This window comes from Yoonia sp. 2307UL14-13 (genome assembly GCF_037572755.1).
GTDB lineage: Bacteria > Pseudomonadota > Alphaproteobacteria > Rhodobacterales > Rhodobacteraceae > Yoonia.
Window position 1 is genome coordinate 14,000 of the sequence record NZ_JBBIFZ010000009.1, and the last position, 21,951, is coordinate 35,950.

24 protein-coding genes are annotated in these 21,951 nt (G+C 59.3%); 11 read left to right on the plus strand and 13 right to left on the minus strand.

Annotation, left to right across the window (positions count from 1 at the left end; translation table 11 throughout):
* The 3 genes from yihA (at window position 1) to V8J85_RS17620 (ending at window position 2,276) form a co-directional block, all read left to right on the plus strand.
* Complete coding sequence (gene yihA, locus V8J85_RS17610; RefSeq protein WP_339955086.1) at window positions 1-648, plus strand: ribosome biogenesis GTP-binding protein YihA/YsxC; 648 nt, start codon at window positions 1-3, stop codon at window positions 646-648.
* Between the two features lie 17 nt (window positions 649-665).
* Entirely contained in the window at window positions 666-1,520 is an 855-nt protein-coding gene (gene argB / locus V8J85_RS17615; protein ID WP_339955087.1) for an acetylglutamate kinase, read from the plus strand.
* Window positions 1,521-1,661: 141 nt separating this feature from the next.
* Entirely contained in the window at window positions 1,662-2,276 is a 615-nt protein-coding gene (locus V8J85_RS17620) for a hypothetical protein (protein WP_339955088.1), read from the plus strand.
* 55 nt (window positions 2,277-2,331) lie between these two features.
* Here the strand turns inward: V8J85_RS17620 and V8J85_RS17625 are convergent, their stop codons facing one another.
* From V8J85_RS17625 to V8J85_RS17670, 10 genes are all read right to left on the minus strand, one after another.
* Window positions 2,332-3,360: an ABC transporter ATP-binding protein gene (locus tag V8J85_RS17625; RefSeq protein ID WP_339955089.1), complete on the minus strand. Its 1,029-nt coding sequence runs from the start codon at window positions 3,358-3,360 to the stop codon at window positions 2,332-2,334.
* Window positions 3,348-4,760, minus strand: coding sequence for a mannitol dehydrogenase family protein (locus tag V8J85_RS17630; RefSeq protein ID WP_339955090.1), 1,413 nt, complete (start codon window positions 4,758-4,760; stop codon window positions 3,348-3,350). Before V8J85_RS17630 ends, V8J85_RS17625 begins: the two co-directional genes overlap by 13 nt.
* A complete protein-coding gene (locus V8J85_RS17635) occupies window positions 4,757-5,638 on the minus strand; it encodes an AraC family transcriptional regulator (protein WP_339955091.1) in 882 nt (293 codons plus the stop codon). The genes V8J85_RS17630 and V8J85_RS17635 overlap by 4 nt, the downstream gene beginning before the upstream one ends.
* A 5-nt stretch (window positions 5,639-5,643) precedes the next feature.
* A complete protein-coding gene (locus tag V8J85_RS17640) occupies window positions 5,644-6,396 on the minus strand; it encodes an SDR family oxidoreductase (protein ID WP_339955092.1) in 753 nt (250 codons plus the stop codon).
* Window positions 6,393-7,229, minus strand: a complete 837-nt coding sequence (locus V8J85_RS17645) for a carbohydrate ABC transporter permease (RefSeq protein WP_339955093.1) — start codon at window positions 7,227-7,229, stop codon at window positions 6,393-6,395. Before V8J85_RS17645 ends, V8J85_RS17640 begins: the two co-directional genes overlap by 4 nt.
* Before the next feature lie 4 nt (window positions 7,230-7,233).
* Entirely contained in the window at window positions 7,234-8,172 is a 939-nt protein-coding gene (locus V8J85_RS17650; protein WP_339955094.1) for a carbohydrate ABC transporter permease, read from the minus strand.
* A gap of 139 nt (window positions 8,173-8,311) precedes the next feature.
* The gene (locus V8J85_RS17655) at window positions 8,312-9,604 is read right to left on the minus strand and encodes an ABC transporter substrate-binding protein (RefSeq protein WP_339955095.1); all 1,293 of its coding nucleotides are present in this window, start codon (window positions 9,602-9,604) and stop codon (window positions 8,312-8,314) included.
* Between the two features lie 161 nt (window positions 9,605-9,765).
* Window positions 9,766-10,005 (minus strand): SRPBCC domain-containing protein, encoded by a 240-nt coding sequence (locus V8J85_RS17660; protein ID WP_339955096.1) that lies wholly within the window; start codon window positions 10,003-10,005, stop codon window positions 9,766-9,768.
* Window positions 9,992-10,276 carry an SRPBCC family protein gene (locus V8J85_RS17665; protein ID WP_339955097.1) on the minus strand — a complete coding sequence of 95 codons (285 nt, stop codon included), beginning with the start codon at window positions 10,274-10,276 and terminating at the stop codon, window positions 9,992-9,994. The genes V8J85_RS17660 and V8J85_RS17665 overlap by 14 nt, the downstream gene beginning before the upstream one ends.
* A complete protein-coding gene (locus V8J85_RS17670; protein ID WP_339955098.1) occupies window positions 10,263-10,601 on the minus strand; it encodes an ArsR/SmtB family transcription factor in 339 nt (112 codons plus the stop codon). The genes V8J85_RS17665 and V8J85_RS17670 overlap by 14 nt, the downstream gene beginning before the upstream one ends.
* A 136-nt stretch (window positions 10,602-10,737) precedes the next feature.
* On the opposite strand from V8J85_RS17670, the gene V8J85_RS17675 reads away from it, so the two are divergent.
* Window positions 10,738-11,667 carry a glutathione S-transferase C-terminal domain-containing protein gene (locus V8J85_RS17675; RefSeq protein WP_339955099.1) on the plus strand — a complete coding sequence of 310 codons (930 nt, stop codon included), beginning with the start codon at window positions 10,738-10,740 and terminating at the stop codon, window positions 11,665-11,667.
* Window positions 11,668-11,745: 78 nt separating this feature from the next.
* Here V8J85_RS17675 and V8J85_RS17680 read toward each other — a convergent pair whose 3' ends face one another.
* Together V8J85_RS17680 and V8J85_RS17685 are read right to left on the minus strand one after the other, a co-directional pair.
* The gene (locus V8J85_RS17680) at window positions 11,746-12,009 is read right to left on the minus strand and encodes a hypothetical protein (RefSeq protein WP_339955100.1); all 264 of its coding nucleotides are present in this window, start codon (window positions 12,007-12,009) and stop codon (window positions 11,746-11,748) included.
* Window positions 12,010-12,036: 27 nt separating this feature from the next.
* Window positions 12,037-12,210 carry a DUF1674 domain-containing protein gene (locus tag V8J85_RS17685; RefSeq protein WP_339955101.1) on the minus strand — a complete coding sequence of 58 codons (174 nt, stop codon included), beginning with the start codon at window positions 12,208-12,210 and terminating at the stop codon, window positions 12,037-12,039.
* Window positions 12,211-12,279: 69 nt separating this feature from the next.
* Here V8J85_RS17685 and V8J85_RS17690 point away from each other — a divergent pair, with 69 nt between their 5' ends.
* The 7 genes from V8J85_RS17690 (at window position 12,280) to V8J85_RS17720 (ending at window position 20,838) form a co-directional block, all read left to right on the plus strand.
* Window positions 12,280-13,554 (plus strand): RsmB/NOP family class I SAM-dependent RNA methyltransferase, encoded by a 1,275-nt coding sequence (locus tag V8J85_RS17690; protein ID WP_339955102.1) that lies wholly within the window; start codon window positions 12,280-12,282, stop codon window positions 13,552-13,554.
* A 54-nt stretch (window positions 13,555-13,608) separates the two neighbouring features.
* Window positions 13,609-15,339: a heparinase II/III family protein gene (locus tag V8J85_RS17695; RefSeq protein ID WP_339955103.1), complete on the plus strand. Its 1,731-nt coding sequence runs from the start codon at window positions 13,609-13,611 to the stop codon at window positions 15,337-15,339.
* A 9-nt stretch (window positions 15,340-15,348) separates the two neighbouring features.
* The gene (purH, locus tag V8J85_RS17700; protein WP_339955104.1) at window positions 15,349-16,938 is read left to right on the plus strand and encodes a bifunctional phosphoribosylaminoimidazolecarboxamide formyltransferase/IMP cyclohydrolase; all 1,590 of its coding nucleotides are present in this window, start codon (window positions 15,349-15,351) and stop codon (window positions 16,936-16,938) included.
* A gap of 9 nt (window positions 16,939-16,947) precedes the next feature.
* Window positions 16,948-17,433 (plus strand): signal peptidase II, encoded by a 486-nt coding sequence (gene lspA, locus V8J85_RS17705; RefSeq protein ID WP_339955105.1) that lies wholly within the window; start codon window positions 16,948-16,950, stop codon window positions 17,431-17,433.
* 53 nt (window positions 17,434-17,486) lie between these two features.
* Entirely contained in the window at window positions 17,487-18,116 is a 630-nt protein-coding gene (locus V8J85_RS17710; protein ID WP_339955106.1) for a DUF3035 domain-containing protein, read from the plus strand.
* A 92-nt stretch (window positions 18,117-18,208) separates the two neighbouring features.
* On the plus strand, window positions 18,209-19,531 hold the full coding sequence (locus V8J85_RS17715) for a M16 family metallopeptidase (protein WP_445285926.1): 1,323 nt from the start codon (window positions 18,209-18,211) through the stop codon (window positions 19,529-19,531).
* Window positions 19,531-20,838, plus strand: a complete 1,308-nt coding sequence (locus V8J85_RS17720; protein ID WP_339955108.1) for a M16 family metallopeptidase — start codon at window positions 19,531-19,533, stop codon at window positions 20,836-20,838. The genes V8J85_RS17715 and V8J85_RS17720 overlap by 1 nt, the downstream gene beginning before the upstream one ends.
* Window positions 20,839-20,930: 92 nt before the next feature.
* Here the strand turns inward: V8J85_RS17720 and V8J85_RS17725 are convergent, their stop codons facing one another.
* Complete coding sequence (locus V8J85_RS17725) at window positions 20,931-21,929, minus strand: NAD-dependent epimerase/dehydratase family protein (RefSeq protein ID WP_339955109.1); 999 nt, start codon at window positions 21,927-21,929, stop codon at window positions 20,931-20,933.
* Window positions 21,930-21,951 lie beyond the last annotated feature (22 nt).

A 21,951-nucleotide genomic window follows, 5' to 3' on the forward strand; every position in this document is an offset into this window, starting at 1 on the left:
ATGGAACTGCGCTTTCCCGAAGTCGAAACGCCCGACGACGCGAGCCTCGAAAAAGGCCGCAAGCTGTTTGCGGGTGAAACGGAATTCCTGAAAGGCGTCGTCGCCATGAACGGTCTGCCGCCTGCGGACAGGGTGGAGGTATGTTTTGCCGGGCGGTCCAACGTGGGGAAGTCATCCCTGATCAACGCGCTGACCGGGCGCAAGGGGCTCGCCCGCGCGTCGAACACGCCGGGGCGGACGCAAGAGATCAACTTTTTCACCGCAGGTGATATCTATGTGGTCGACCTGCCCGGCTATGGCTTTGCCAATGCGCCGGTGGCCGTGGTGGAAAAATGGCAGCGTCTGCTCAAGCAATACTTATCGGGCCGCCAGACCCTGCGCCGCGTGTTCGTCCTGATCGACGCGCGGCACGGGGCAAAGGCGGTGGATGAAGAGATCATGACACTCCTCGACAAATCCGCGGTCACCTTTCAGGTCGTCATGACCAAGACCGACAAGATCAAGGGCAGGGCCCTGACCGAGGCGTTGGACAAGACCCGCGTGGCGCTGGCCAAGCATCCGGCGGCCTTTCCCGAACTGATCCTGACATCGTCGGAAAAGAACGAAGGGATCGCGACATTGCGCGCGGTGATCGCCGGGATCGCATGAAGACAAGGGACGACGACATGAACCGTGACTGGATCGCGACCGCTAAGACGCTCAGCCAGGCCTTGCCCTACATGCAGCGCTATGCTGGTGCCACGGTAGTGATCAAGCTGGGTGGTCACGCCATGGGCAGTGACGAAGCGATGCGCAGCTTTGCCCGCGACGTTGTGCTGATGCGGCAGGTGGGATTGAACCCGGTTGTGGTCCATGGCGGCGGGCCGATGATCAACGAAATGCTGGCAAAGCTGGAGATCAAGTCTGACTTTGTGAACGGCAAACGGGTCACCGACGACGCCACGATGAACGTGGTCGAGATGGTGCTCTCTGGTCAGGTGAACAACCGGCTGGTGCAGGCGATCAGCGAAGAGGGCGGCAAGGCGGTAGGGCTGTCCGGTAAGGACGCCAACCTGATGATCTGCGATCAGACGGATCCGGCGCTGGGTTTCGTCGGCACACCGTCAGAGGTTGATCCAACGATCCTGCGCGACCTGCACGCGGCGCGCGCGATCCCGGTCATCGCACCGCTTGGCATGGGGCGGAACGGCGAGACGTTCAACATCAACGGCGATACGGCGGCGGGCGCGATCGCGGGCGCGCTCAAGGCCGACCGCTTGTTGCTGCTGACGGATGTGGCGGGGGTGAAGGATAAATCAGGTCAGGTTTTGACTGAGATTGCGCCGGGTAAAATCCCCGAGCTGATCGCCGATGGCACCATCGGCGGCGGCATGATCCCAAAAACGGAAACCGCACTTGCCGCGATGAACGAAGGCGTCCGCGCTGTCGTCATCCTCGACGGGCGAGCGCCGAACGCCTGTTTGTTGGAGTTGTTCACCGACCACGGTGCCGGGTCGCTGATCCGCGAGCCACGGGTTTAATCTCGCGATTGTTCGTCAAGATATTACTTCTGTGGATTGAACCGTTTTGCCAAGAACTCAACCTGGCAGATTCGCGACCTCATCTATCACCGATTTTATGTATACATTGGTGCGGAAGGTAATTATCGATCAAATTAAATCATGAAAGGTTTGAAATACATGAGAGTATTCAGTGTCACCCACCGCCTCACGGTTGTCCTAAGTGTCAGTTTTTTGGCTTCCTGTGGCGGAGGCGGCAGCTCTGATGCGCCTGTTTCACGTTTTGATCTGAACAGCCACGCCGAAATCCTCGACGTTGCATTTGAACTTGCCGAAGAACGCGAAGGCGCATCGATTACACCATTCGAAAACGTCCCGACCGTCGGTAGCACTACATATGAGGGTATCATGTTCATGAGTATACAGGAGTCCGACGTGCCAACGCTCTTGGGTCAGGCGTATTTGGATATTGATTTCCAAGATGCAAGCGTGAACGGTGCGGCCGGTAATTTCCACAGCATTCCCAACGGCGCGACTGAAGGTAGTCTAACATTTCGCGATGGTTCTATTCGGAGGTCAGGCAGCTTTTACCGAATAAGCGTGAACTACACCGGAGACATTGATTTTGACGACAAACCACGGTCGGTGAGCGGAAATCTTGCAGGAAGTCTTACAGGACCCGAGGGCGAGTTTTTTGTGACGACTTATGTCGGTGTCGGCACCGATGCCGGCGGGAATGAAGATGGGGTGGTAGGCTCTGTTGCTTTGAACAGATAACTGATCGTTTGATGGTGATTTGGCGAGCAATCGCATTGCATCTCCGCGCGGATAGTCACCGCGCGATACGCAACCCTGTTTCGTCGTTGAAGAAATGCATCCGCGCGGGATCCGCCGTCAGGCCGATTTCAACCCCTTTTTGGAACCGATCCATATCGGTCGTCTTTGCGATGAACCCGGTGCCGGACGCCGTTTGGCAGTGCACCAATGCATATTCACCCAGATTTTCGATCAGGTCGGGGATCGCGATCACAAGCGCCCCATCGGTGGCGGGCAGCAGATGTTCGGGTCGCATGCCAAGGGTATCGGCCTGACCCTGCAAAAGCGCCGCACCATCGGTGGTCAGGTCTGACGTGTTGAAAAAGTTCATCTTGGGACTGCCGATGAAACCGGCGACGAACATGTTATCCGGACGGTTGTAAAGGTCGATCGGCCTACCGACCTGTTCGATATTCCCACCGCGCAGGACGACGATCTTGTCCGCCAGCGTCATGGCCTCGACCTGGTCGTGGGTGACGTAAATCATCGTCGTGCCAAGGCGTTCGTGCAACCGCGCGATCTCGATCCGGGTCTGGACCCGCAAGGCAGCGTCGAGGTTCGACAGCGGTTCGTCGAACAGAAACACGTCCGGTTCGCGGACGATAGCCCGCCCGATGGCCACCCGTTGCCGCTGCCCGCCTGACAAGGCGCGCGGCGTGCGCTCCAGCAATGGTGTGATATCGAGGATTTGCGCGGCGGCCCGCACCCGTTCATCGATTTCAGGTTGCGGCATCTTGGCCTGCTTCAACCCGAACGCCATGTTCTTGTAGACGCTCATATGCGGATACAGCGCGTAAGTCTGGAACACCATCGCGACGCCGCGCTTAGCCGGGGCTATATCGTTCATTTCCTTGCCGCCGATGGTCAGGTGCCCGCCCGAGATATCCTCAAGCCCTGCGATCATGCGCAAGAGGGTGGATTTGCCACAGCCGGATGGACCGACGAAGACGACGAATTCGCCATCATCGATATCGAGGTTGATATCCTCGATGACGCGGGTGGTGCCATATTCCTTGGCGATATTGCGAAGTGTCAGTCCTGCCATTGGTCTTCCATTCGATGAATTGCAGCCACGAGATCGGGCACGAAGGTATCAAAACGTTGGGGAAGATCCCCCCATAGGCTGGAATCTTGGGCGATATCCGTTTCCTGCCCTTTCGCCAGCATTGGCACAAGCGTGTCCCAAAACGGGTCATGATAAGGGATAGTTGTCGTATTAGCCTGGACTTTGCGGGCATAGACGACCCATGACGCCGCACAATCGTACCCGGCCCTTGGCGTGATCCCTTTGCTCAGACAAGCCTCTAGCGTGGGACGAATGAAGATGCCCATCTTGGAGTAGCCGTCCATGCAGATCCGTTCGAGTTGATCGGCGATGCCCGGATTTTCAAAGCGCCGGGCGATTTCATCCAGATAGGCGCTGGTATCGAACGGGATGTCATCGCCAAGGCCGGGCAAAACTTCGTCCCGCTCCCAGGTTTCAAAATGTTTGCGCGGGGCCGCGTCGCGCATCGCCGCGTCAAAGGTCACATGTCCAGCCAATGCGCCCAAATAGGCAAGACCCGTATGTCCGCCGTTGAGAATGCGAATTTTGGCCTCTTCATAGGGCAGGACATCTTTGACGATCTGCACCCCAGCGCGGCCCAGATCAGGCATGTCGGCGGCGAATTCGTCTTCCAACACCCATTGCAGGAAATCTTCGGCATGGATCGCGGCGGCGCCTTCGCCCGGCCAGATCGCATCGACCTCGGCCCGCAGGGCCGGTGTGCTGCGGGGCGTGATGCGATCCACCATCGAACACGGGAAAGAGACATTCTTGCGCGTCCAATCGGCAAGATCGGCCTTGCCCAACGCGGTCATGTAGGACAGCAGCGCGCCTTTCAGGACCTTCCCGTTGCTGCGGATGTTGTCGCAGCACATCAAGCTAATCGGGGTATCCAGTTGCGCCGCACGCCATGCCAAACCCTGCGTGAGGTAGCCATAGATCGTCTTGACCGGGCCGCCATCGATCTCGGTCGCGATGGCCGGAGCCGCCAGGTCGAGACGCCAGTCATCGGTGAAGGCATAACCGCTTTCGGTAACGGTAATCGTTGCGGCTTTGACGCTTGCACGGGTGAACAGGTCCAAGGCACCGTTCATGTCCTGCGCAGCATCGAAAAACGCGACATGCGAACGCACCGACCGAAACTCTGCCTCACCGTCCGGGGAAATGGCTTTCAAGAGATAACCGTCGCGACCCATAGCAGCTTGCCGGAATGCTGCGGACTCGGACGCGCGCAGATTGACGGCGGCGATGCCCCAGCGCAGATCGCCAGTCGCCTGCATGTAATCGTCGATATAGACGGCCTGATGCGCGCGGTGAAACGCGCCAAAGCCGATATGCACGATCCCGATATCACACTGCGTCCGGTCATAGGTGGTGCTTTTCAGCCGATGTCCCGTCACATCTCACCTCCCAAATCGGCGCGTGCTTTGCCGCGGTAGGCCGATGGCGTCATCGCTTTCACCTTCAGAAAATGCCGGTTGAAATTGGCGAGGTTTCGAAAGCCCACATCGTGACAAATCGTTGCGATGTTGGTGTCTGTCGCCTGCAGCATCGAACAGGCTTGGCCGATGCGCACCTTGGTGACGAATTCATTGAAACGACTGCCTGTCGTTTTCTGAAAATTTCGGGCAAAGGCGGTGGGGCTCATGCCGGCGATGTCCGCCGCCTCGTCCAATGAGATCGGATCGCTGAAATTGCGCGACACATGATCAACGACATCGCAGATGCGTTCCTGCGTTTTGCTGCGTTTTTCATGATATAGCTGTTGCGCCGATAGCATATGGCGATCTTTGTGGGCGGCCAGCGCAAGAAGAAAGTCAAAAAAGGCGATGATCTTTTGCGGGCCCGAAACGTCGCGTATTTGCAAGAAGCGCCGTTGTGCATCTTGAATATCAAAACCGCTGAATTGCAGACCCGACGCCGCTTCATTCAACAATTGCTGCAGACCATCGAATTCCGGGAACGATGACATCAGGCCAAGCACGCGGTCCTGGTCGAACTGAATCACAAGGTCGCGGGTCGCGATGGGATCTATCCAGACCTCGTCCGTAACCCAGTTATGCGGCAAATGCGGGCCGATCAGAAACAGGTCCCCGGCTGCGAAATCCCCGATATAGTCGCCGATGTAGGACCGCCCTGTCGAAGCGACGATCAGATGCAATTCGCATTCCTTATGGGCGTGCCAACGGCACAGGGGATCAGGCCAGCCATGTTCCAGAAAAATCAGGCTTTGGCTTTGATCCGGAATGACCTCAAGTTCGACATGTACGGTGTTCATCGGCCTTACATCCTTAGGACGTTGCCGCCATCGACGCTAAGCGTCTGAGCGGTGATGTAGGCCGATTGATCGGAGGCCAGGAAAACGGCGGCGCGCGCCACGTCGCTTGGGGCGCCCATATAGCCAAGGGGCACCGCTGCACCCACTTCGCGCTTCTTCTGGCCCGGTTCCTTGCCTTCGAATTTGGCAAAAAGCGCGTCGACCTCTTTCCACATCGGCGTTTCGATCACCCCGGGTGAGATCGCGTTGACCCGCACCTTGGGCGCCAGCGCAAGCGCCGCGGATTGGGTATAGCTGATCACGGCGGCCTTGGTGGCGCAATAATGCGCCACCAAGGCCTCGCCCCGATGTCCGGCCTGACTGGCCATGTTGATGATGGACCCTCGTCCCATTTCCATCATCACCTGGCCAGCGGCCTGCATCAGGGCAAACATCGCGCGGACATTCACCGCGAATAGGCGATCATATTGGGCCAGATCGGCCTGCAGAACCGATCCCATATCGAAAACGGCAGCGTTGTTGACCAGCACATCCGGTTTCTCGGCGCGAACCCAGTCGCAGGCGGCGTCGAGATCGTTCATCAGGTCGAAGGGGCGGTGGGTTTCACCCACCTGACGATCCGGTTTACCAAGATCGGTCGTCAGCACCCTTGCACCAAGGGCCGCGAAATGTTCGGCGATCGACAGGCCGATACCACCATTCGCCCCGGTGACGATGCAGGTCTTGCATGTCAAATCTGTGGGTGCGGCATCGATCATTTCACAGCTCCGAATGTCAGGCCTTGGACAAGTTGTTTCTGGCAGAACCAACCCAGCACGATGATCGGGCCGACGGCGGCTGTGGACACGGCCGACAGGCGGCCAAAGAACAGCCCTTCGGGCGCGCGGTTCCCTTCGATCAGCTTGGACAGCGTCGCAGCCTCGGTCGTCGTCAGGCGGACGGTCCAATAGGCCTCGTTCCAGCAAAAAATGAAGCAGAGGAGTGCGGTGGATGCGACTCCGCCCCAGGCCAGCGGGATCAGGATATCCTTGATTTCGCCCCATGTGTTGACCCCGTCCATCTTGCCCGCTTCGATGATCTCTTTCGGGATTTCCTTGAAATAGGTGAACAGCATCCAGATCACGATGGGCAGGTTGATCAGGCACAGGACCAGAATGATCAGGAAATGCGTGTCGTAGATGCCCAGAAAGTTCTTGGTCAGGAACGTCATCGGATACAGGACCGCAGCGGCCGGCAGCATCTTGGTGGACAGCATCCACATCAGGATATCCTTGGTATGTCGGCTGGGGTTGAACGCCATGGCATAGGCCGCTGGCACCCCAACAAACAACGCAAAGAGCGTGCCGAAGGTTGCAGTGATGACAGAGTTGATCGCAAACCGCCAGTAATCGTAATTCTCTGTCATGTTGGTGTAGTTTTCGAGCGTCGGCGTGAAGAAAATCAGATTTTCCGGCTTCACGGCGTCGGCGTCGGTCTTAAAGCTGGTCAGGACCATCCAGACGATCGGAAAAAAGAAGATCAGCGCGACGATCCAGGCCAGCGTGGGCCAGAAGATTTTTGAAAAGCGGGTTTGTTGTGCGACGATAGCCATGGCTTCAATCCATCAATGTCTTGCCGACCATCCGCAGCAAGAAGATCGCGATAATGTTGGCGAGGATGACAGCAAAGATGCCGGTGGCGCTGGCAGCACCGATATTGTTCGTGGCGAATTCGCCAATCAGGTAGGGCAGGTTCTTGTTGCCGTTGCCCCGACTGACGATCTCGATCTCGGCATAAAGCGACAGATGAAAGATCGCCTGGATCATGACGACAATCGCAATGGGACGGGCCAGATGCGGCAGCGTCAGGTTGCGAAATTGCGACCAGGCGTTGGCGCCGTCGAGGATCGCGGCCTCTTTCTGTTGTTGGTCTTCGGATTGCAATGACGTCATGAAGATCAGGACGGCAAATGGTGTCCATTGCCATGTGACCATGATGATCACGGCATAGGCGGATGTCTGGGTTGCCCGAAAAGAGATGGGTTGAAGTTCGGGCCAGAGTGAGAAGAAGCCACCCAAGACAGGGAAATTGCGCAGCCCGTCGATCATGTCATTCAGTCCGCCGACGGCGATGCCCTGCAAACCCAACACCGGGTCGAGGATCATGTTGATCCAGAGAACGGCATTGACGGCGGGCATCACGAAAAAGGGCGAGATCAGCAGGACACGAACGATCCCGCGGCCGGGGAATGTGCGATTGATCAACACAGCGATGGCGAGCCCCAGGATCACCGTCAAAAACAGGATCGAGGTCACGATAAGAACTGAATTGTAGATCGCCAGCCAGAAACCGTCATTGTTCCACACGAAGGAATAGTTGCCGAAGCCACGCCAGTTCGAAAAGGATGGCGTCGTCCATTCGGGCCGGTTCAGGTTGTTCAACTGATAACGGATGAACGAAAAGAACAGCGTCATGCTGAGCGGGACGATCATCCAGATCAAAAGCAGGATGACCGACGGCGTTTGCAATAAACGTGGCACTGAACGATCAGCCATGTGTATGATCCCCCAAGATGGTGTGCGTCACCAACATCATACGATGTTCGCCAGCGGTCGGCGGTGGACCCGTGGCAGACAGCGAATAAGGTTGGAGGAAAAGGGTCCTGCCTCAGCAGGACCCCTTGAAGGTCACGGCTTAGTAATAGCCCGCTTCGGACATGATGGCATCAGCCGCCGATTGTGCATCGGCAAGCGCCTCGTCCACTGTCTTGGCGCCTGACAAAGCAGCCGCCATTTCCTGAGCGACGGCAGAACCCACCTGTGGGAATTCCGGGATCGCCGCGAATTGAACGCCGACATACGGCTTCAATTCGGTCGCTTCCGGCGCGGCGGATTCGATGGCCGCCAGTTCGGCGTCGGCAAAGGCAGCCGCTTCTTGGAATTCAGGATAGGCATAGGTCGATGCCCGCGTGCCTGTCGGTACCGATCCCCAACCAAACTCAGGATGCTCTGCGACGGCCTGAATGTAGTCTTTGGAGGTGGCCCATTCGATGAAATCCATCGCGGCTTCAGCGTTGGGCGAACCCGCCGGAACAGCCATGGCCCAGGCCCAAAGCCAGTTCGCCCCGACGGGGTTGCCGGCATTGGGTGATTGCGCGTAGGCAACGCCGTCTACTTCGAGGAAAGACGCGGCGATGGTGGCGTCGATCCACATCCCGCACTTGCCTTCGTTATAAAGCGCCAAGATTTCGTTGAATGAATTGCCTTCCGATCCGGGAGGGCCGTAAGTGCCCAGCAAATCGACGTAGAATTCGATCGCCGCTTTCCATTCGTCGCTGTCAAGCTGCGGACGGAAATCGGCATCGAACCATGAACCGCCGAAGGAGTTCACGACTGTCGTGATGAACGCCATGTTGTCGCCCCAGCCGGGTTTGCCGCGCAGGCAGACGCCATAAACGTCGTTCGCTGGATCGTGGATCGCCTCGGCGGCGGCCTTGATATTATCCCAGCTATCGTTGTCGGCGATGGTCACACCAGCCGCATCGGTCAGGTCCTTGCGGTACATGACCATGGACGACTCACCATAGAACGGCGCGGCATAAAGCGTGCCGTCGGCGGACAGGCCATTGCGGATCGCTGGCAGCATGTCGTCTACGTCATAATCCTCGCCGAATTCCAGCGGCTCGATCCACCCGGCCTGGCCCCAGATTGGTGCCTCTTGCATGCCGATATTGATGATGTCGTATTGGCCACCACCGGTCGCCGTGTCGGATGTCACCTGTTCGCGCAGCACGCCTTCTTCGAGCGAGACCCAGTTGAGCGCCACACCGGTTTCTTCGGTATAGGCCTCGGCGACCTTCTGCATGTTGATCATGTGGCCGTTGTTCACGATCGCGATCGTCAATTCGGTTGCATGGCCGTCGGCCATTGCGGTCGTCGCAAACCCGGCAGCCGCCAGCGCAAGCGCTGACACTTTCATCTTTTTCATAATGTCCTCCCAAATGGTTAGTGCGTTGGCACCACCTGTTTCAACAAAGCAATCAAGACAGGCGCTACTCTAGTACGAACCAACCGATGGGTGATATTTTTTTTGCAAGATTTTCCGTAATGTCGACTTTTTCGTGCAGAATTTGTATTGTAGCGGTGGCATCAAACAACAGCGCAGCATGCCACGCGACAGGCATACGCACTGACTCCACCTTCAGGCGACTCGTCGTCCGCCATTGAAAAACCCGGCCAACGCCGGAATGAGGCAGTCCATCCAGCGGCGACGACGTCTTTCAACGCGGCGTCAATCCGGGATTGCTGCAACGTCACCTCGGTGCCGCCCGCCGTCTCGACGAAGTCGACCGATGCCGTCATTTCCGGCGAAAATTCATTGGCCGGCATCGTGTAGACCAGCTTGGTCGGCGGGTCGTATAAGATTCAGACGCCCGGCAATCGTATGATTCCCCACGCCATCGATCGTCATCGTGTGACAGTATCTGCCGCCGCTCTCAGCGTCGACCACTGACACGACTTTGGTCGTATTTGCACAGCCCCACCAATGGGTGGTCTTGGCGGCGTCAATCAAGGCGTCGAAGACCGTCGCAACCGGTTGCGAAAAGGTCTTGCGCACGGTCAGTGTGTTGTCGCTATAGTTGGTCTCAACACTCATCATTTTCCTCCTTTTGGTTTGACAGGATGTGGTCCATTCGGTCGAAATGCGCGGTCCAGAAGCGGACGTAGTGCGCCAACCAATCAGCCGCCTGTGCCGCCGTCGCCGCATTCGCGGTCACATAGGTTTCTCTCCCCCGTTTTTCGCGCTGCACCAGCCCGGCATCGTCCAACACCCGCAAATGCCGCGAAATAGCGGGCTGCGAGATATCGAATGCGGCCGTCAGCTGATGCACCGTCCGCGGCCCGACCTCCAGATTGGCGAGAATGCCGCGGCGGGTCGCGTCCGACAGGGCGGCGAAGACTAGATCAAGGTTTTTCGAATTCATAACATAATCGTTATGGATTTGCGCTGTGACGTCAATATTCGCACTAAACGGTGTTTGTGAGCACTGCGCCATATCCGCTATCAACAGGATTACGTGGACGACTAAGGTCAAAGCAAACACCAAGGCGGTTCAAAGCATGGGCATGTTGATCAACGGCAAATGGGACGATGTGCTAGATCGGTCCATGGTTTCGGGCACATACCGACGAGAGCAAAGCGCGCTGCCAACAGCAATCGATGCGCATACCCTCCAGCAATTAGATAAAGAACACGACCGTTTCTTCCTAATCGCGTCTGCAAGCTGCCCGTGGTCTCACGGCGCTGTCATCACGATTGTCCTTACAGGGCTGCAGGAAGCGGTGAAGGTGCAATGGGCCGGTGGGCCGCGGCGCGAGGGGTACGGCCTTTTGCCGGGTGGACCGCTCCCAAACCGTTCCGAATTTCAGCACGTCCATCAGTTTTACACATCAACCATTTCAGATTATACTGGGCGGGCGACCGTTCCAATCCTGTGGGATGCAAAGCAAAGCCATATCCTGTCAAATTCATCGACCGACATCATGGTGGCATTCAGCACCATCAGTAAATCGGCCGACCTTCACCCAGCGACCTTACGCAACAAAATCGATGAATTGATCTCGTATATTTTTAACGACCTGTCGAATGCGGTTTATCGCGCCGGAAAGTCCCAACGACAAAAGGAATACGATCAGGCGGTCGATCTCGTTTTTCGAACGTTGGACGAACTGGAGGATCGCCTTGAAGGAAGTACGTTTCTGTTCGGGAATGACCTGACGCTTGCCGATATAAGGCTGTTCGCCACTCTGATCCGTTTCGACACGGTCTACGCGACACATTTCCGCTGCACCCGGAAAAGGCTGGTGGATTACCCGCGTTTGTGGCGATTTACACGCCGGATCTTTCAGCTGCCAGGCATTCGACAGACGGTGGATTTCGAGGAGATTCGCTATGGCTACTACATCAATGATGGCGATCATAACCCGCATGGCATCATCGGACAGCAGCCCGAGATTGATTGGGAAAGCCATGAAGGTCTTACGGATTAACGGCCAAGCATGCCGCAGAAAACCACGCCCTTACAGGAGTGGCATCGTCGTTGTAAAAGTCTGGTTGTCGCGGTCGCCTCAGCTATTCGCCTCGTCGATCACCTTGTCGAAGAACGCACACACGGTGCGGATGTCGCCGCCGTTCTGGATCGACGTCATCAGCGCCTCGATCTCGACGGTCAGTTCCTCTACGCGGGCCTGGTCGCGGGCGCCGATGGTTTGCAGGGCGGTGCCAACCTCGCCCGATTTGGTCTGGATCGCCTCAGGCGTACAGTTGTCCTGGGCATAGGCGGCAGGGGCCAGCCCGATAGCCAGTGCGCAAATGATGGCGCGGTAAATCATGCTCTCATCCTCTTGTTCGACCGGCTTTCAGAAATCTGTCGCCAGTCCTTTGTTTTCCCAGTCACCATAGCGTATCGGCTCGGGCCCGTCACGCCCACCCAGTTCGGGCGGCAAATCCTGCGGTTTGGCCTTTTTCCGCCGTTCCGCAGCTTCGGCCAGCGCGCGTTTCGCGGCGTCGGGCAGGTCTTTGTCATCGCTCATGGCGCGGTGTCCTTGTCGGTGCTTTGGCTTTCATATACCCCGCCGCCACACAGCTTCAAGGATGCGTTCATGTCCCAGACCGGCCTGCCCGCCCGCCGCGCGGCACATTATTTGCTGATGCAGATCACGGGTGAGGGGCGGCTGATGCCCGAATTGATAGCTGGCGGTGCGCTTGCGAAACTCGGCCTGGATGACCGCGCCCGCTCCCAGCGCCTCGCCACCGATACGCTGCGCGGACTGGACAGGGCGGACCGGATGTTGAAGCCCTACCTGAAAAAGACGCCGCCGCCGCATGTCATGAATGCGCTGCGTCTGGGCACGGTCGAGCTTTGCGCAGGCACCGCTGCGCATGGTGTCGTGAATGCCTATGTCGAAATCGTTGCCCGAAACAAACGTACCCAATCCATGAAAGGTCTGACCAACGCCGTTCTCCGCAAGATCGCGAACGAAGGGCCAGAAGGCTGGAACAAACGGCCCGTGCCGCTTACCCCGGGCTGGCTGCGGCAACCTCTCGTAGCTGCATGGGGGCGCGATGCGGTGACAGGGATGGAGACCGCGCATTTTGCAGGTGCACCGCTTGATATCACGGCGAAAGGTGATCCTGCCATCGTTGCCCACCGTTTGGGTGGGGCACTGCTTTCCACCGGGTCAGTACGGCTGGAAGGGGCGGGTCAGGTCTCGGCCCTGCCGGGCTATGAAAGCGGCGATTGGTGGGTGCAGGATGCCGCCGCAGCGCTGCCCGTGCGTCTTTTGGGCGATGTGCATGGCCTCAACGTGCTTGACCTTTGCGCGGCGCCGGGTGGCAAAACATTGCAGCTGGCCGCTGGTGGCGCAGACGTGACGGCCGTGGATGTCTCGGACAAGCGTATGGCGCGCGTTGAACAAAACCTGACTCGCACAGGCTTGTCCGCCAAGACAGTCGTCAGTGACGTCTTTGCGTTCGATCAGACAGGCTTTGACGCCATCCTGCTAGATGCCCCTTGTTCGGCGACCGGAACGATCCGGCGCCACCCCGACCTGCCCTATGCCAAGAATGGATCGGAATTCGGCGCATTGATCGATCAGCAGGCGGTTATGCTGGATCACGCGCTGACCTTGCTACGGCCAGCGGGGCGTCTGGTCTTTTGCACCTGTTCGTTGCTTCCAGATGAAGGCGAAGTGCAGGTGGAAGAGGTGTTGGCCCGCCATCCAGACCTGACAACCGACCGTGACACCCTGGATCGGCCAGGTATCGACGCCGATTGGATCACATCCGAAGGCGGCCTCCGGTTGCGCCCGGATTACTGGCCCAACCAAGGCGGGATGGACGGGTTTTATATGGCGGTTTTGACAAAGGCCGGGTGACTTCGCGCGCACGCTTTCCTATGATCATCGCAAAACGAACCAAGGCAGCAGGACGTGGCACAAGCGACAGGCTGGATCCGTTTCATGCATCGCTGGCATGCCCGTCGCGCCGCGCGGGTCGCTGTGCCTATCCCCTTTGTCACGACACCTGAACCACGCACGATCGGCAGCGTCACCCGGGGAAAGGAACTGGTCGCGGGCACCTTTTTGTTTTCGGGCCATTTCGTGCAGGGGCCCACACTGTCGATCTGGGACGTCCCCGGCACAAACGAAGCCGTCGAAGAAGAGGTGCAGGGATGCCTGTGGCTGGATGATCTGGCGGCTCTTGGAACCGAAGCGGCACGGCAACGCGCCTACCTTTGGATCAGCGACTGGATCGACCGCTATGGCAAAGGGCGCGGCCCCGGCTGGACGCCAGACCTGACGGGTCGTCGCCTGACACGCTGGATCAACCACGCCTTGTTCGTCCTGCGCGGACAGGATCAGGAGAGGATCGAAACCTTCCACCAGAGCCTTGCTGCACAGACTGCCTTTCTGGCCCGTCGCTGGTCACTCGCCCCGACCGGCCTGCCCCGGTTCGAGGCAATGGCAGGCCTTATCCACGCGAGCCTCGCGTTGGAGAATATGGCACGGCATGCCGAACCGGCGCTTGAGGCTCTTGCCGCAGATTGCGCAAACAGCGTAACGCCGGATGCTGCCGTGTCCAGCCGCAATCCCGAGGAATTGCTGGACATCCTCACGCTGCTGAACGCGACGGTGGACACCCTCAGCGAGGCGAACAAGGACATCCCGCAAGATATCCTTGATGCCATCGCCCGGATCGCACCCGTCATCCGCGCGTTGCGCCATGCCGATGGCAACCTCGCGCGGTTTCACGGTGGTGGGCGCGGGCGCGAGGGCCAACTTGACGCTGCACTCGCCGGATCGCGGATCAAGACCCTGCCCGGGCCGAGCCTGCAGATGGGATATCTGCGGCTGAACGGTGGGCGCACGACACTGATCGCCGATGCGGCAGCGCCACCATCCGGTCCCGCCTCAGCCAATGCCCATGCCAGCACGCTGGCCTTTGAACTGACCTCGGGCCGTCGCCCGGTCGTCGTGAATTGCGGATCAGGTCGCCGCTTCGGCCCGGATTGGCGGCGCGCCAGCCGGGCGACGCCAAGTCATTCGACCTTGGGGATCGAAGGCAAATCATCATCGCATCTGGGGCAGGCCAGCCGAAAGACCGACCATCAGGACCGTCTGTCCGACGTGCCATCGCGGGTCCATTTCAGCACCACGGAAGCCGACGGCATGCGCCGCGCCGAATTGTCTCATGACGGCTATCGCGCGGATTTCGGGCTGACCCATGCCCGTATCCTGAAATTGTCGGTCGATGGCCGCACGCTCGAGGGTGAGGACCTGCTGGCAACGCTGGACGCCGATGACGAAGACCGCTTTGACCAAACCATCGCCCGTGCCGGGCAATCGGGCCTGCCTTTCACGATCCGCTTTCACCTCCACCCCGATGTCGAGGCCATCCACAACACCCCCAAAGACCAGATCGAGATCGAGCTGAAATCCGGCGAAAACTGGATATTTCAGCATGATGGAACAGCCGCCATGACCCTCGTCCCGTCCGTTTACCTCGAAATCGAGCGGCTAAAGCCGCGTCAGTCACAACAGGTGGTTTTATCCTGGCGCGCAATGTCCTATGCGACGCGCATCCGTTGGTCGCTGGCCAAGGCGGCGGACACGCCCGACGTTATGCGGGACGTTACCGATCTGGCGGATGTGACAGAATAAAGGACCCACATGACCGATCTCGCCCCCGTCCGCCGCGCGCTGCTTTCCGTTTCCGACAAGACCGGGTTGGTCGATCTGGCCAAGGCGCTGGCCGGGCACGGGGTCGAGTTACTCTCGACGGGCGGATCAGCACAAGCGTTGCGCGATGCGGGGCTGGACGTGAAAGACGTGGCCGAGGTCACAGGTTTCCCCGAAATGATGGACGGGCGGGTCAAGACCCTGCATCCGGCGGTGCATGGTGGGCTGCTCGCCCGGCGCGACCTGGACGCACATATCGCGGCCATGGACGAACACCAAATCGGCCCCATCGACCTGCTGGTCGTCAACCTCTACCCGTTCGAGGAGACCGTCGCCAAAGGCGCGGATTTCGACACCTGTATCGAAAACATCGACATCGGCGGCCCCGCCATGATCCGGTCAGCAGCCAAGAACCATGCCTTTGTCACGGTGGTGACAGATGTGGAGGACTACGCCGCTGTCCTCGCCGACCTCGACGCCAACAAAGGCCAGACAACGCTTGGGCTTCGCCAAAGACTCGCGCAGACTGCCTATGCCCGCACCGCCGCCTATGACACCGCTGTCAGCACTTGGATGGCGGGGGCAACCAAGATCGAAACACCACGCCGCCGCTCTTTCACGGGGACCTTCAAGCAGGTAATGCGCTACGGCGAAAATAGCCACCAAAGCGCGTCGTTCTATGCAGACGGCACGGGCCGCCCCGGAGTCGCCACAGCAATGCAGCATCAGGGCAAGGAACTGTCCTACAACAACATCAACGACACCGACGCCGCTTTCGAACTGGTCGCTGAATTCGGTCCCGCCGACGGCCCCGCCGTTGCGATCATCAAACACGCCAACCCCTGCGGCGTGGCGCGTGGCGCGACCTTGGCTGAGGCCTACACCAAAGCCTTCGACTGCGACCGCACCAGCGCGTTCGGCGGGATCGTCGCGCTGAACCAGGTGCTCGACGAAGACACCGCCAAAGCCATCACCGAGATTTTCACCGAAGTCGTCATCGCCCCCGGTGCATCCGACGCCGCCAAAGCCGTCTTTGCCGCCAAAAAGAACCTGCGCCTACTCACAACTGACGGCTTGCCCGACGTGAAGACGCCACTAACCACCTACCGCCAAGTCGCAGGCGGCGTGCTCGTGCAGGACAAGGACACCGGCTATGTCAGCCTGAACGACCTGAAGGTCGTGACCAAGATCGCCCCGACAGACGCGCAAATGGCCGACCTCCTCTTCGCGTGGAAAGTCGCCAAACACGTCAAATCCAACGCCATCGTCTACGTCAAGGACCTGGCCACCGTCGGCGTCGGCGCGGGCCAGATGAGCCGGGTCGACAGCGCCCTTATCGCCGCCAAAAAGGCCGAACGCATGGCCGAGGTAATGAACCTGCCCGAACCCCTCACCAAAGGCTCCGCCGTCGCATCGGACGCCTTCTTTCCCTTCGCCGACGGGCTGATGGAGGCCGCAGCAGCAGGCGCCACCTGCGTCATCCAGCCGGGCGGATCGATGCGTGACGACGAAGTCATCGCGGCGGCGGACGATGCCGGGATCGCCATGGTCTTCACCGGCATGCGGCATTTCAGGCATTAGGGGTCGCAGATGAAACTCATGCTCTGGACCGGTTTCTGGATCTTCATGCTTGACCAGATCAGCAAGTATTACGTCGTGCATTGGCTGGGTCTGATCCACGAACAGGACGGACGGATCGAGGTATTTCCACCGTTTCTCGAATTCCGGATGGCCTGGAACCGTGGCGTGAATTTCGGGCTGTTCGCCGATTTCGACATGAAATGGGTGTTGATCGGGGTCGCCTTGATCATCACCGCAGTCGTCATCTGGTGGCTGCGCAAGGCACCCCGCACCCGGCTGGTCTACATCTCGGGCGGCCTTCTGATCGGCGGGGCGCTGGGCAACGTGATCGACCGGCTGCTTTACGGGGCCGTCGCCGATTTCCTGAACATGTCCTGCTGCGGGATCAACAATCCCTATGCATTCAATGTGGCAGACATCGCCATTTTTATCGGCGCCGTCGGCTTGGCCATTTTCGCCGATGATGGAAAAACCAAATCACAGAAGAATGCGTGACGCCGCCCCATCGCTCGGCTAAACAACGCTAACGACTGACAAAGGAACTGCCGATGCGCGCGCGTCTCATTGCCATTATCGCCCTTTTCGCCGTGACCGCCTGCACGAATACCGACCGGCCTTTGCGGGAATTGCGTGCGGCCGGGAACGGCCCTGATGAATTCGCCGTCATCCCGCAAAACCCTCTGCAAATTCCCGAAAACCGCAGTCTTCCGACGCCGACACCCGGTGGCACGAACCTCGCCGATCCGAATCCCAATGCCGAGGCTATCGCGGCCCTTGGCGGATCAGCCGCCGCACGGCGCGCAGGCGGCATCCCCGCAAATGACGCAGCACTTGTAGGCCATGCCAGCCGCAACGGCGTCGATCCCAATGTACGTGCCGAACTCGCAGCAGCTGACGAGGCATTCCGCGAACGCCGCAAACGGCTGAACGTCTTCAACCCGCTTGGGCGCGATCGCTATTTCCCGGCCTATGCGGGCCAGTCACTTGACGCTTATGCCGAACTGAACCGTCTGCGCGCCGCAGGCATCCGCACACCAACACCACCGGCGGCCCAAGCGACCACCGCACAGGCTCAACCGGCCCAGCGCCCCAGCCGTCAAAGCTGTGTGTTCACCACCGAAGGCCCCGGAAACGAACTTCGCCGCGTCTGTACACCGGTCGATGACAGCGACCAATAACCACGGCTCACATCCGCGTAGGGTGGCTTGAACACCGGACGCACCGGCGTAGTTATTGTGACAACGCAATGCATAGGGTGCCCATGAAACAGATGTTCGCCACGTTGGCCGTCACACTGACCGCGTTCGCCGCGCAGGCGGGGGACGTCACCAATTTCACACTGGATAACGGGATGGAGGTCGTCGTGATCGAGGATCACCGCGCCCCCGCCGTCACCCACATGGTTTGGTATCGGGTCGGTTCCGCCGATGAACCCGTCGGGTCATCGGGTGTGGCGCATTACCTTGAACATCTGCTGTTCAAGGCTACCGAAAACATGGATTCGGGCGAATTTTCTGCCACGGTCGCGGCGAATGGCGGCACAGACAACGCCTTTACCAGTTACGACTACACTGCCTATTTTCAGCGCGTCGCGGCCGACAGGCTCGAACTGATGATGCGGATGGAAGCCGACCGGATGAACAATCTGGTGCTGACCGACGCCGATATCGTGACGGAACGGAACGTCGTGCTGGAAGAACGCAACCAGCGGACCGAAAACAACCCCAACGCGCTCGCCCGCGAACAGATCAGCGCGGCGCTTTATCAAAACCACCGCTATGGCGTCCCCATCATCGGCTGGAAGCACGAGATCGAAGACCTGACCAAGGAAGATGCGCTGGATTTTTACGACCTCTATTATTCCCCCAACAACGCAATCCTCGTTGTGGCCGGTGACGCAGACCCCGAAGAGGTGCGCAGGCTGGCCGAACAACATTATGGCGTTATCCCCGCCGAAGACCAGTTGCCCGAACGCATCCGCCCCGAGGAACCACCCCAGCGGGCCGAACGGCGGCTCACCTATGTCGACGCGCGGGTCAGCCAGCCCTACCTCGTGCGTACTTATCTGGCACCCGAACGCGATCCCGGCGCGCAGGAAGAGGCGGCGGCGCTTGTTTATCTTGCCGAACTGCTCGGCGGCTCATCCTTTACATCCGACCTGGGCCGCGCCCTGCAATTCGACAGCCAGACGGCCATCTACACGAACGCCTCCTATAGCGGCTCTTCGTTGGACGACACGGTCTTTTCCATTGCCGTGGTGCCGGCGCAAGGCGTCAGGCTGTCAGATGCAGAGGCCGCGATGGATCAAGTGGTCGCCGACTTCATGGAGAACCCGATCGACCCCGAACGCATGGACGCCATCCGCACACAAATGCGCGCCTCCGAGGTCTTTGCGCTGGATAACGTCGACGGCCTCGCCCGCCGCTATGGCGCGGCGCTGACCCAAGGATTGACCGTCGAAGACGTGCAGGCATGGCCCGAATTGCTGCAACAGGTGACTGAGGACGATATCAAAGCCGTCGCCGCCAAAGTCTTCAACCGCGACCAATCCGTGACCGGCTGGGTCGTCGCCGACCGCCAGGAGGCATCGTAATGCTGCGTTTTCTGACCCTGTGCCTGATCCTTATCGGCACCACCGCCCATGCGGAAATCGACATCAAGGAAGTGACTTCAGACGGCGGCATCGACGCCTGGGTGGTCGAGGAACCCAGCATCCCCTTCATCGCGCTCGAAATCCGCTTCCGCGGCAGCGCGACGCTCGACCTGCCCGGCAAACGCGGGGCGACCAACCTGATGGCGGCCCTGCTCGAGGAAGGCTCGGGCGACATGACCGCGCAGGAATTCCAGACCGCACGCGAAGCGCTCGCCGCGCGCTACAGCTTCCGCGCCTTTGACGACACGCTGTCCATCTCGGCACAATTTCTGACGGAAAATCAGGATGAGTCGCTCGCGCTTCTGCGCCAGGCCCTCATCGATCCCACCTTTGAACAAGACGCCATCGACCGCGTCCGCGCGCAGGTCCTGTCCGGTATCGCCAGCGACGCCAAAGACCCCAACAGCATCGCCAACATGGCGCTCGACGCCGCAGCCTTCGGCGACCATCCCTACGGCAGCCCCGTCGACGGGACCGTCGAAAGCGTGAACGGGCTGATCCAAGAAGACATGTTCACCGCCCATCAGAACGCGCTGACCCGCGATAGGCTTTATGTGTCCGTGGTCGGCGACATCACGGCAGAAGAGGTCGGCCCGATGCTCGACGACCTCCTCGGCGCCTTGCCCGCCATAGGTCCCGATCTGCCGCCCGACGTCGATTTCGGGCTAAAGGGCGGGATCACAGTCATCGACTACGACACACCGCAATCTGTCGCGCTCTTCGGCCATGAAGGCATCGAACGCAACGACCCCGATTTCTTCGCCGCCTACATCATGAACCACGTCCTTGGCGCTGGCAGCTTCGAATCTCGGCTCACACAAGAAGTGCGTGTCGCCCGCGGCCTGACCTACGGGATCGGGACGTATCTGGTCCCGAAATTCCACGCCGAAATGGTCCTCGGCTCCGTCGCATCAGCCAATGAAACCATCGGCGAGGCGATCGAAGTCACCCGCGCCGAATGGGCGCGCATGGCCGAAGAGGGCCTCACGGCAGAGGAACTGGAAAGCGCCAAGACCTATCTGACCGGCGAATACCCCCTGCGGTTCGATGGCAATAGCGAAATCGCCAAGATCATGGTCGGCATGCAGATGATCGACCTGCCGCCGGATTATGTGGTGAACCGGAACGACTATATCGAGGGCGTGACACTGGAAGAGGTCAACCGGGTCGCGTCCGAGTTGCTGCAGCCGGAGAACCTGCATTTCGTGGTGGTCGGTCAGCCGACAGGTTTGGAAAGTACGAACTGAGAGTGAGGCCCCGGATCACATCCGGGGCTGCGCCTACTTAATTCCAATTGCAGCAGCTTGTTACGACGCAGTCCGGGACGTGATCCGGGACCTCAGACCGCCTTCCGCACGGCTGCCTCCATCTCCACCGGCATCCCGCACTTCAACGCGATACCCCGACGTCCCCGATCCCATGCCAAAACGTCCTGTACAGTCTCGGCCAAGGGCCGAAACGTCAGCCCTGCCGACTCCGCCTTTGCGATACTGACATTCAACATATGCGCCACCTCCGGCTTGTCCGGCAGGACCAGCGGCAAATGTCCCCAGGGCTCCGCACCGACATCCGTAAAGACCGAAAGTGGCGCGGTCGTTATCGGCACATCAACTTTGGTTTCCGCACATATCGCATCCAGCATATCCAGAAACCGCATCGGACGGCCCGTCAGGTTGAATACACCACCCTGCTCAGCCTCAGCCAATCGCACCATGAACGCCCCCGCATCCGCGATATCGATAATCTGCACCAACCGATTCTCTGGCCCCGGCACGATCAGCGGACGGTCCTCATCACAGCGGCGCACCCAATAGGGAAAGCGATCCATGTAATCGCCCGGCCCCACGATTAACCCGAGCCGGATCAATGCAGCCTCATCACCGAAATTCGTGACAACCGCCTCTTCTGCCGCCCGCTTCAACCGACCATACGCTGCGCCATAGGCCATCGAGTTTCCACGCTTCTCCATCGGCAGATCGGCTGCGAACTGCAAATCCTCATCCGTCGCAGAAGATGCAGCTGCGGTTTCATCCATCTCTGGCAACGACAGATCATCATAAACCGAAATCGAAGAAACAAAAATGTAATGCACGTCGCCCAAAACTAGCTTCAACCGGTCGATCATGTCTGGGGCGTAACCACAAGTGTCGATCACGGCATCGAACTGCCCGGTCAGATCGGGCAAATCACCCATCCGGTCCGCGATCAGAACCGCCGCACCAGGCGCGACGTTCCGGCCACTCCGGGTCATGACTGTGACGTCGTGCCCTCCAGTCAAACCAGCGCGGGTCGCCGCACCACCCAGGAAACCCGTACCGCCGATAACGAGAATACGCATAATCGAATCTCCGTAAGTGAAG

Excerpts from the sequence above, each read along its gene's own strand:
- V8J85_RS17675 (WP_339955099.1), top strand. The coding sequence starts at position 10,738 with ATGGGCATGTTGATCAACGGCAAATGGGACGATGTGCTAGATCGGTCC.
- V8J85_RS17665 (WP_339955097.1), bottom strand. The coding sequence starts at position 10,276 with ATGATGAGTGTTGAGACCAACTATAGCGACAACACACTGACCGTGCGC.
- V8J85_RS17655 (WP_339955095.1), bottom strand. The coding sequence starts at position 9,604 with ATGAAAAAGATGAAAGTGTCAGCGCTTGCGCTGGCGGCTGCCGGGTTT.
- V8J85_RS17635 (WP_339955091.1), bottom strand. The coding sequence starts at position 5,638 with ATGAACACCGTACATGTCGAACTTGAGGTCATTCCGGATCAAAGCCAA.
- V8J85_RS17680 (WP_339955100.1), bottom strand. The coding sequence starts at position 12,009 with ATGATTTACCGCGCCATCATTTGCGCACTGGCTATCGGGCTGGCCCCT.
- V8J85_RS17660 (WP_339955096.1), bottom strand. The coding sequence starts at position 10,005 with ATGCCGGCCAATGAATTTTCGCCGGAAATGACGGCATCGGTCGACTTC.
- V8J85_RS17720 (WP_339955108.1), top strand. The coding sequence starts at position 19,531 with ATGCTGCGTTTTCTGACCCTGTGCCTGATCCTTATCGGCACCACCGCC.
- purH (WP_339955104.1), top strand. The coding sequence starts at position 15,349 with ATGACCGATCTCGCCCCCGTCCGCCGCGCGCTGCTTTCCGTTTCCGAC.
- V8J85_RS17670 (WP_339955098.1), bottom strand. The coding sequence starts at position 10,601 with ATGAATTCGAAAAACCTTGATCTAGTCTTCGCCGCCCTGTCGGACGCG.
- V8J85_RS17690 (WP_339955102.1), top strand. The coding sequence starts at position 12,280 with ATGTCCCAGACCGGCCTGCCCGCCCGCCGCGCGGCACATTATTTGCTG.
- V8J85_RS17650 (WP_339955094.1), bottom strand. The coding sequence starts at position 8,172 with ATGGCTGATCGTTCAGTGCCACGTTTATTGCAAACGCCGTCGGTCATC.
- V8J85_RS17715 (WP_445285926.1), top strand. The coding sequence starts at position 18,209 with ATGTTCGCCACGTTGGCCGTCACACTGACCGCGTTCGCCGCGCAGGCG.
- argB (WP_339955087.1), top strand. The coding sequence starts at position 666 with ATGAACCGTGACTGGATCGCGACCGCTAAGACGCTCAGCCAGGCCTTG.
- V8J85_RS17645 (WP_339955093.1), bottom strand. The coding sequence starts at position 7,229 with ATGGCTATCGTCGCACAACAAACCCGCTTTTCAAAAATCTTCTGGCCC.
- V8J85_RS17640 (WP_339955092.1), bottom strand. The coding sequence starts at position 6,396 with ATGATCGATGCCGCACCCACAGATTTGACATGCAAGACCTGCATCGTC.
- yihA (WP_339955086.1), top strand. The coding sequence starts at position 1 with ATGGAACTGCGCTTTCCCGAAGTCGAAACGCCCGACGACGCGAGCCTC.
- V8J85_RS17685 (WP_339955101.1), bottom strand. The coding sequence starts at position 12,210 with ATGAGCGATGACAAAGACCTGCCCGACGCCGCGAAACGCGCGCTGGCC.
- V8J85_RS17620 (WP_339955088.1), top strand. The coding sequence starts at position 1,662 with ATGAAAGGTTTGAAATACATGAGAGTATTCAGTGTCACCCACCGCCTC.
- V8J85_RS17625 (WP_339955089.1), bottom strand. The coding sequence starts at position 3,360 with ATGGCAGGACTGACACTTCGCAATATCGCCAAGGAATATGGCACCACC.
- V8J85_RS17725 (WP_339955109.1), bottom strand. The coding sequence starts at position 21,929 with ATGCGTATTCTCGTTATCGGCGGTACGGGTTTCCTGGGTGGTGCGGCG.
- lspA (WP_339955105.1), top strand. The coding sequence starts at position 16,948 with ATGAAACTCATGCTCTGGACCGGTTTCTGGATCTTCATGCTTGACCAG.
- V8J85_RS17710 (WP_339955106.1), top strand. The coding sequence starts at position 17,487 with ATGCGCGCGCGTCTCATTGCCATTATCGCCCTTTTCGCCGTGACCGCC.